This window comes from Nocardia sp. NPDC058244 (assembly GCF_042882065.1).
Taxonomy (GTDB): Bacteria; Actinomycetota; Actinomycetes; order Mycobacteriales; family Mycobacteriaceae; genus Nocardia.
Map to the genome: position 1 here is coordinate 1 of NZ_JBHVWX010000003.1, position 8,840 is coordinate 8,840.

The 8,840-nt window shown below is 70.1% G+C and carries 9 protein-coding genes; 6 read left to right on the forward strand and 3 right to left on the reverse strand.

Going from position 1 to position 8,840, the window contains the following annotated elements; all coding sequences use genetic code 11:
• Positions 1-113 precede the first annotated feature (113 nt).
• Positions 114-620 carry a flavin reductase family protein gene (locus ACFVW6_RS09705; RefSeq protein WP_378833981.1) on the reverse strand — a complete coding sequence of 169 codons (507 nt, stop codon included), beginning with the start codon at positions 618-620 and terminating at the stop codon, positions 114-116.
• Between the two features lie 128 nt (positions 621-748).
• Here ACFVW6_RS09705 and ACFVW6_RS09710 point away from each other — a divergent pair, with 128 nt between their 5' ends.
• Complete coding sequence (locus tag ACFVW6_RS09710) at positions 749-1,441, forward strand: PadR family transcriptional regulator (protein ID WP_378833978.1); 693 nt, start codon at positions 749-751, stop codon at positions 1,439-1,441.
• Between the two features lie 38 nt (positions 1,442-1,479).
• Here the strand turns inward: ACFVW6_RS09710 and ACFVW6_RS09715 are convergent, their stop codons facing one another.
• Complete coding sequence (locus ACFVW6_RS09715; RefSeq protein ID WP_378826450.1) at positions 1,480-2,973, reverse strand: sugar transferase; 1,494 nt, start codon at positions 2,971-2,973, stop codon at positions 1,480-1,482.
• A 481-nt stretch (positions 2,974-3,454) separates the two neighbouring features.
• On the opposite strand from ACFVW6_RS09715, the gene ACFVW6_RS09720 reads away from it, so the two are divergent.
• The 4 genes from ACFVW6_RS09720 to ACFVW6_RS09735 are packed head-to-tail and all read left to right on the forward strand — an operon-like array spanning position 3,455 to position 7,153.
• Entirely contained in the window at positions 3,455-4,696 is a 1,242-nt protein-coding gene (locus ACFVW6_RS09720; protein ID WP_378826452.1) for a class I SAM-dependent methyltransferase, read from the forward strand.
• Positions 4,693-5,469 carry a glucose-1-phosphate cytidylyltransferase gene (locus ACFVW6_RS09725; RefSeq protein ID WP_378826454.1) on the forward strand — a complete coding sequence of 259 codons (777 nt, stop codon included), beginning with the start codon at positions 4,693-4,695 and terminating at the stop codon, positions 5,467-5,469. The genes ACFVW6_RS09720 and ACFVW6_RS09725 overlap by 4 nt, the downstream gene beginning before the upstream one ends.
• Complete coding sequence (locus tag ACFVW6_RS09730; RefSeq protein WP_378826456.1) at positions 5,466-6,116, forward strand: PIG-L deacetylase family protein; 651 nt, start codon at positions 5,466-5,468, stop codon at positions 6,114-6,116. Before ACFVW6_RS09725 ends, ACFVW6_RS09730 begins: the two co-directional genes overlap by 4 nt.
• Positions 6,117-6,118: 2 nt before the next feature.
• Positions 6,119-7,153: an NAD-dependent epimerase/dehydratase family protein gene (locus tag ACFVW6_RS09735; protein ID WP_378827033.1), complete on the forward strand. Its 1,035-nt coding sequence runs from the start codon at positions 6,119-6,121 to the stop codon at positions 7,151-7,153.
• Here ACFVW6_RS09735 and rfbC read toward each other — a convergent pair.
• Positions 7,131-7,694: a dTDP-4-dehydrorhamnose 3,5-epimerase gene (rfbC, locus tag ACFVW6_RS09740; RefSeq protein ID WP_378826458.1), complete on the reverse strand. Its 564-nt coding sequence runs from the start codon at positions 7,692-7,694 to the stop codon at positions 7,131-7,133. The two genes, ACFVW6_RS09735 and rfbC, sit on opposite strands and share 23 nt — an antisense overlap.
• Positions 7,695-7,708: 14 nt before the next feature.
• On the opposite strand from rfbC, the gene ACFVW6_RS09745 reads away from it, so the two are divergent.
• On the forward strand, positions 7,709-8,827 hold the full coding sequence (locus ACFVW6_RS09745) for a class I SAM-dependent methyltransferase (protein WP_378826460.1): 1,119 nt from the start codon (positions 7,709-7,711) through the stop codon (positions 8,825-8,827).
• The last annotated feature ends 13 nt before the right edge of the window (positions 8,828-8,840 follow it).

An 8,840-nucleotide genomic window follows, 5' to 3' on the forward strand; every position in this document is an offset into this window, starting at 1 on the left:
CTGTTTGGCCCTGGTTTGGGGGGTTGTTTTTTTTTTATATCACAATGGCGGGGTGGGGTTCGCCCGGGGGGGGGGGTGGGCCCCCCCCCCCCCCCCCCGCCGTCGTTGTCGTGTCAGGCCGCGAAGCCGCCGAAGCCGCCGCGGTAGTACAGCAGCGGCTTGGCGCCCTCGGCGGCGCGCAGATCGGCGATCCGGGCCAGCACCACCGTGTGGTCGCCCGCGTCGTGCTCGAGCTCGACACTGACCTCGATGTGGGCCAGCGCCCCGGCCAGCGCGGGCGCGCCGTTGCCCGCGCGATCCCACTCGACCCCGGCGAACTTGTCGGCACCGCTGACCGCGAACTGGCGGCACAGCGCGCTCTGCTCCTCGGCCAGGATGTTGATGCACAGGGCGCCCGTCGCGCGCAGCAGCGGCCAGCTGGTGGAACTCTTGGCCGGGCAGAACGACACGTACGGCGGGTCCAGCGACACCGACACCACCGACTGACAGGTGAAGCCGAGCGGCCGCGTCCCGTCGTGAGCGGCGATCACCGCGACGCCGGTCGCGAAATGACCGAGCACTCTGCGCAGGTCGGCGGGGGCAGGGATACCTGCGTCGACGACGACGTTGTCTGCATTCATAGGGGTCCTCCCGAGCGGAATTCGTTGCCCCCACGATCCGGGGTGAGCGGTGACCGGCTCAAGACGTTCTCCCGGTCAGCGGTTGTCGGCGGGCGAAAGGTGGTACTCGCGGTTGCTAACATGCAGCGATGGCGACTCCCGACCCCGATCCCGGCGTGCCCAACCTGCCGCCGACCAGCTGGGCGGTTCTCGCCATGCTCTCCTACGAGGAAGAGGTCTCCGGCTACGACCTCAAGAAGTGGGCCGACTGGAGCCTGCGCTACTTCTATTGGACGCCGTCCTACAGCCAGATCTACGCCGAGCTGAAGAAGCTCGAGCAGCACGGCTTCGCGAGTTCGCGCCTCGACCACGACAACGCCATGCGCGGCAAGCGGCTCTATCAGATCACCGACGCGGGCCGCGCCGCGGTCACGCTGTGGTGGAACAAGGCGCCGGTCGATCCGTCGGTGCTCAAACACCATGTCCTGGTGCGGGTCATGTTCGGTCATCTCGGCTCGCCGGATCGGCTCAAGCAGATCCTGCGCGACCACATCGACGACGTCGACCAGCTCGAGCAGCGGGCCGCGATCGACGCCGAGGCCGCGAAATCCGAACCGGGCTGGGCGTATTCGCAGATCGTGCTGCAGTGGGCGCAGCGGCACTACGCGGCCGAGCGGGAACTGGCCCAGCAGCTGATCGACGACATCGACAACGCGGCCACGATACTGGCCGGCGCCGAACACGACGATCGCGCGGACTACCCGCATCCGACGCCGGGACGCTGGCGCGAGATCGAACAGCGGGTGCTGCGGGACGAGATGCAGCACGACGCGGCGGAGTAGTGGGGGGGGGGGGGGCGGGGGCCCCCCCACCCCGGTGCTCAGTACGCGCCGTCGCCGCGGGTGACCGCGCCGATGGTGCGGCCGATCAGGACCAGGTCGAGGACCATCGACCAGTTCTCGACATAGGACAGGTCAAGGCGCACCGAATCCTCCGGGGACAGATCCGAACGCCCGCTCACCTGCCACAGCCCGGTGACACCGGGTTTCACCAGCAACCGGCGGCGCATCTCGCCGTCGTAGCTGTCGACCTCGCGCTGGACCTGCGGACGCGGCCCGACCACGCTCATGTCCCCGCGCAGCACATTGAAGAACTGCGGCAGCTCGTCGAGGCTGTACTTGCGCAGGAAGCGGCCCACCGGGGTGACGCGCGGGTCGTCCTTCACCTTGAAGAAGACCGGATTGCCGCCGTTGCTCTCGATCAGCGCGTCCACCGCGCGGTCGGCGCCGACCAGCATGCTGCGGAACTTGATCATCCGGAACGGGATGCCGTCGCGGCCGATCCGCTCGGACAGATAGAAGACCGGTCCCGCGCTCGTCGTGCGCACCGCGATCGCGATGGCCACCAGCATGGGCGCGATGAGCAGCAGCACGGTCGCGGCGAAGCAGAAGTCGAACAGCGCTTTGCGGCTGGACTTGGCGTGGTCGTAGCGCGGCCCGTCGATGTGCAGCATGGGCATGCCCGCGACGATCCGGTTGGTGAGCCGGACACCGGCGATGTCGACCACGCCCGGCGCCACGATCAGATCGACGCCGAGCGGGTCAAGTTCCCAGGCCATGCGGCGCAATTCGACCGGGCCGAGGTGCTCGGTCGCCGCGACGGCCACCGAGTCGGCGCCACTGCGGCGCACCGCCTCGAGCACCGACCGATCGTCGCCGAGGACCGAGGGCCCGTCGACGGTGGCGAAGCGCGGGTCCCCGGCGCCGGCGGGCACACAGACACCCACGATCCGATAGCCGGAGCCGGGGTCGTCGGTGAAGGCGCCGGCCATCGCCTGCGCGGCCTCGGGCGAACCGACCACGAGCACCGCGGTGTGACAGCGCCCCTGGGCGCGCCAGCGCCGCAACCGCAGCCGCCACACCACCCGGCCCACGATCAGGGCGAACAGCCCGGCCGGTAGCGCGATGGCGAGATAGCCCCGCGCCACCTCCACCCGGAGCAGCAGCGCGAGGATGGCCAGCACCCCGAACAGGCGCATCGTCGCCGAGACCAGCCGCCGGAATTCCTCGCTGCCCGAGCCGATCACCTGCGGCGTGCGGGTCCCGTGCAGCAGGGCCAGCCAGCCCGCGGCCAGCGCCAGCGACACCACCGAGTAGCCGACCTCGTAGGGCAGCGGCCAGGCCAGCGGCGGCGCGGCGGGGCCGTCGAAGCGCAGGATCTGGGCGGCGGCGACGGCCGCGAACACGGCGACGACATCGGTGGCGGCCAGGCGTTGGAGGTAGGCCACCTGCCAATTCTCACGCTGCGTTCGGCGCAGCACTCGGACACCGTTGACCACATCGACATCGCTGCCACCGGCGAGCTCGAAGCTCATGAACCCACACCTCCCCCTCGGGAGACGAATCAATTTTCCGGTCGCCGTCGACCGAAAAAGCGGCCCCTGCTCGGCCGCTCTGCCCGTCGATTCGATACCCGTCCGATGATTGTTACAGAGTCTCGAGTGGACTTCTTCCCGAAGGGTATGCGCCACAGTGCATTCCACAGGGTTGCCGACTATGGCGGCAATCACACGGCTATCACACGAATTATCATGGCTATCGAACATGACGCCAGGACATTTGATTTCCCCGGTGGGACGAGTCACAATTCCCCAGGGTCGCGTTGTTGTCGCCGACAATTTGCCGAAATGCCCGCGAACAGCCCCAACCCCGAAACATACCACGAATCGGTTTCGCTCCCAGCGGTTTCGAATGGCCCCCCGCGCCCCCCGGTTGTAACGTCTGAGCTCGCCGCGCCGACGTCCGGCATGTCCGGCAGCGGCCGCGATGATCGAACAGCTAGAAGGTGGACCCCGCGTGCAGTGTCGTCTCTGCGATTCCGATCGGCTCGTGAGCGTGCTCGATCTGGGCGCGACCCCACCGTGCGAGAGTTTCCTGTCCGAGGCCCAGCTCGACCTGCCGGAAGCGACCTATCCGCTGCACCTGCGGCTGTGCCGGGACTGCCTGCTGTTGCAGATCCCCGCGCTGATCACCCCCGAGGAGACCTTCACCGAGTACGCGTACTTCTCGTCGTACTCGCGCAGCTGGGTCGACCACGCCGAGCGGTTCGTCGCCACCGCGACCGAGCGGCTGGGATTGGGTACCGACTCGTTCGTCGTCGAGGTCGCCAGCAACGACGGGTATCTGTTGCGCCATGCGGTGGCCCGGGACATCCCGTGCCTGGGCATCGAGCCGTCGGTCAATGTCGGCGCGGCGGCCAGGGCGGCGGGTGTCCCCACCGAGACCGCGTTCCTCGACGCGGAGTCGGCCGCGCGGGTGCGGGCCGAGCACGGGCCCGCCGATCTGGTGGTCGCGAACAATGTCTACGCGCACGTCCCCGACCTGCGCGGTTTCACCCACGCGCTGCGTACCCTGCTCGCCGACGACGGCTGGCTCAGCATCGAGGTGCACCACGCGCTCGAGCTGGTGCGGCTCGGCCAGTTCGACACGGTCTATCACGAGCACTTCCAGTACTACACCGTGCATTCGGCCCAGCGCGCGCTGGCGGTCGCCGGGCTGACGGTGGTCGATGTGGAACTGCTGGAGACCCACGGTGGGTCGATCCGGTTGTGGGCCCGCCCCGACCCGGTCGCGGTGCCGACCGCGCGCGTAGCCGAGGTCCTCGAGCTGGAGCGGGCCGCGGACCTGCACGTCCCGGCCGGCTATGCCGAACTCGGCGTCCGGGCCGAGCGGGTCCGGCTCGAGCTGCTGCGCTTCCTGCTCGACTGCCGGGAGCAGGGCAGGCGGGTCGTCGGCTACGGTGCGCCCGGCAAGGGCAACACCCTGCTGAACTACTGCGGCATCCGGCCCGACCTGCTCGAATACACCGTGGACCGCAATCCCTACAAGCACGGGCGATTCACGCCGGGGACCCGGATTCCGATCCATCCCCCCGAGCGCATCGATGCCGACCGGCCCGACGTGGTGCTGGTCCTGCCGTGGAATCTCGAAACCGAGATCACCGCCCAGCTGCGCCATGTCGGCGACTGGGGCGGCGAACTGGTCTATCCGCTGCCGGTGCTGCACCGCGCGGGCACGGAAACGAAGGTGAACCGATGAAGGTCGTGTTGTTCTGCGGCGGATACGGCATGCGCATGCGCGGCGGCTCCGACGACATCGTCCCGAAGCCGATGCAGCTGGTCGGGCCGCGGCCGCTGCTGTGGCATGTGATGCGCTACTACGCGCACTACGGGCACAAGGAGTTCATCCTGTGCCTGGGCTACGGCGCCGAGCACATCAAGAACTTCTTCCTGACCTACCAGGAGTCGGCGTCCAACGACTTCGTCATCCGCAACGGTCAGGTGGAGCTGCTGGGCAGCGATATCGGCGACTGGTCGATCACCTTCGTCGACACCGGGGTGGAGTCCGCGATCGGCGAGCGGCTGCGGCGGGTCCGGCAGTACCTCGACGGCGACGAGTACTTCCTGGCCAACTACGCCGACGTGCTCACCGACGCCCCGCTGGACACCATGATCGAGACCTTCCACGCCTCGGGCGCGGCGGCGTCGATGCTGGTGGTCCCGCCGCAGTCCTCGTTCCACTGTGTCGACATCACTCCGGCCGGTGAGGTCAAGGAGATCATGCCGGTGGCGCGGATGCCGCTGTGGGAGAACGGCGGCTACTTCGTGCTCAGCCAGCAGATCTTCGATCTGCTGCCGCCCGGCGGCGATCTCGTCGCCGACGCGTGCGGCGCGCTGGCCGGGCAGGGCCGCCTGTTCGGCTATCAGCATCTGGGCTTCTGGAAGCCGGCCGACACGTTCAAGGAACGCGCCGAACTCGACGACGCCTACCGCAACGGCTCGCGGCCGTGGATGGTGTGGGAGCAGGGGTGATCGGGCTGTTCCCCCGTCCGCCGCGCCGGATCGCGCTGCTCGGCGCGCACTGTGACGACATCGCGATCGGGCTGGGCGCGACGCTGCTCGCCCTCACCGGCGCCGACCCGGAGCTCGAGGTCAGCGCCCTGGTGCTGTCCGGTGGCGGCACCGCGCGCGAGGACGAGGAACGCGCGGCACTGACCGCGTTCTGCTCCGGCACGAAGCCCGAGCTCGACGTGCTCGACATCCCCGACGGCCGCGCACCGGCGCACTGGGACCGGATCAAGGACGCGCTGGCCCGATTCCGGCGTGCGGGCGAACCCGACGTGGTGTTCGCGCCGCATCGCGGTGACGCCCACCAGGACCACCGGCTGCTGGCCGAGCTGGTGCCCACCGAGTTCCGCGACCACCTGACCCTGGGCTACGAGATCCTCAAGTGGGAGACCGACACCCCGGCACCCACCCTGTACCACCCGCTGACCCGGGAACTCGTGCGGGCGAAGTCGCGGCTGCTACACGAGCACTATCCGTCGCAGACCGGCCGCGACTGGTTCGACGAAGAGGCCTTCCTCGGCCTGGCCCGGATGCGTGGCGTGCAGTGCCACGCGCCCTACGCCGAGGCGTTCGTGCTGGACAAGGCGATCATCAGATGGGAACGGACGTGAACATGCGGGTACTGGTCACCGGGCACCAGGGCTATCTCGGCACCGTGATGGTGCCGGTGCTGCGGGCGGCGGGGCACACCGTCACCGGCTTGGACATCGGCTACTTCGCCGACTGCCTGCTCGGCGACTTCGCCGGTGATCCCGACCAGCTGGCCGTGGATCTGCGCGAAGTCACCGTCGAGCAGCTGCGCGGCTTCGACGCGGTGATCCACTTGGCGGCGCTGTCGAACGATCCGCTGGGCGCGCTGGCCCCGGAGATCACCTACGACATCAACCACCACGCGTCGGTGCGGCTGGCGCGGCTGGCGAAAGAGGCGGGGGTACAGCGGTTCCTGTACGCCTCCACCTGTTCGGTGTACGGCGCGGCCGGTGCCGAGCTGGTCACCGAGGAGGCCCCGCTGCGCCCGATCACCCCGTACGCGCAGAGCAAGGTGCGAGTCGAGGACGACGTCGCCGCCCTCGCCGACGCCGACTTCACGCCCGTCTTCCTGCGCAACGCCACGGCGTTCGGCTTCTCGCCCCGGCTGCGCGCCGACATCGTGCTCAACAACCTGGTCGGCTACGCGGTGCTCACCGGCGAGGTGAAGGTGCTCTCCGACGGGACGCCATGGCGGCCGCTGGTGCACGCCGAGGACATCGCGACCGCGTTCGCGACCTGCCTGACCGCACCGGCGGCCGACATCTCCTGCCGCGCCTTCAATATCGGCACCGAGGTCAACAATCTCACCGTGGCCGAGATCGCGGCCGCCGTTGTCGACACGGTGCCGGGATCGCGACTGCTGATCACCGGCGAGAACGGCGCGGACCCGCGGTCCTATCGGGTCGACTTCTCCGCCGCGCGGTCGGTGCTCGGTTACGAGGCGCGGTGGACGGTGTCGGCCGGGGCCGCGGAGCTCTACCGCGAATACACCGCCCGCGGCCTGACCGCCGACGACTTCTTCCAGCGGTTCACCCGGCTGCCGCACCTGCGCAAGCTGTGCGACACCGGCGAACTCGACGCGCGGTTGCGCCGGATCAGTGCGACGGCCCCAGCGTAGCGCGCAGCCGCGCCCAGCTGCCCGCCCGCGCGTCGCGCGCGGAGACGAGGCCGACGGGCAGCGGCCAGCCGATCGCCAGGTCGGGGTCGTCGTAGGCGACCCCGAGGTCCTCGGCCGGGTCGTGCGGGCGGTCGATGCGGTAGCAGACGTCGGCGACCTCGGTCAGCGCCTGGAAGCCGTGCAGGAAGCCGGGCGGCACGTACAGGTGGTGGAAGTCCGCGTCGTCGAGCCGGAACGCCTGCTGCGCACCGAAAGTGGGCGAGCCCGGCCGGATGTCGACGAGGACGTCGTGCACGGCGCCGTGCGCGCAGCGGACCAGTTTCGCCTCGCCGCGGCCGCCGCGCCCGTGCATGCCGCGGATCACCCCGCGCCGGGACCGCGACTGCGAGTCCTGCACGAAGCTCGCCGCGGCACCGTCGACGCCGAGGTGCGCGTCGAACTCCGCGGCGTCGAAGGTGCGGGTGAACAGTCCGCGCTCGTCCCGGAACGGTTCGGGAACCAGTACCACCACGTCGGCCAGCTCGGTCCGCTCGATACGCACGAGGACATCCTGTCATGACCCGCCGGTGCCGCGGCTGCGGAAGTACCGTCCTCACCACCGTGCTCGACCTGGGCTCGGTGCCCGCCGCCGATCACTTCCCGCCGCACGACACCCCGGTCGATGCCGCCGAGTCGGGGCATCCGTTGCGGATGGATCGCTGCGCGGGATGTGGGCTGGCGCAGCTCGCCGACGACGACACCGTCACCGCGGAACCCCGCGGCATCGAGCCGTTGGCCCTGCGTGAGCAAGCCGCCGAGGCCGTCCGGCTCGTCGACGCGGCGGGACTGCTGCGGGGGACGACGGTGACCGAGTTCGGCAGCCCGCACGGCGGCACCTGGCTGCCGCTGCTCACCGAGCACGGCTTCACCACGACCGACGGGCCCGCCCACGTGGTCCTGGACTGCTTCGGCATCATGCACGAACCCGACCAGCGCGCGGCCTTCGCGGCCCGCGCGGCCGCCACCGCACCCGGCGGCGTCCTGCTGGTGCAGTACCACTCACTGGCCGCGATCCTCGCGCAGGGACAGTGGAATGCGTTGCGGCACGGGCATTTCGCCTACTACTCCCTCGCCACGCTGGACACCCTGCTGCGCACGGCCGGGATGAGTGTGGTCGCCGGATGGCGGTTCGAGCTCTACGGCGGCACCGTGCTGCTGGCCGCCCGCCACGGCGTCCACCCCGCCGATCACACCGTCGCGGCGATCCGCGCCGCCGAGGCCGCCGCCCCGGCCGTTGACACCTTGCAGCGGGTGGTCGATCAGCACGTCGGCGCCCTGCGGGCCTGGCTCGAGCACCGGGCGGCCCGTGGAGACCGGGTGTACGCCTATGGCGCGGCCTCGCGCGCCGTCGCGCTGCTGGCGATGGCGGGCGCGCACCGCGGCCTGCTCGCCGGGGTCGCCGATGCCTCGCCCGCCAAACAGGGCGGCCGGATGCCGGGCACCGATGTCCCGATCGTTTCCCCCGCCGACCTCGTCGCGGCCGACCCGGACGCCGTCCTGCTGACGCTGCCCGACCTGTACGACGAGGTCACCGCGCTGCTGCCCACCCTCGACGGCCGCTGGTTCGTCGACGATCCGGCCGGGCCACGGGCCCGCGCGCTCGATGCCGTGCCCGAATCACTGTGGCGCAGCTGATCTTTCGCTGAAC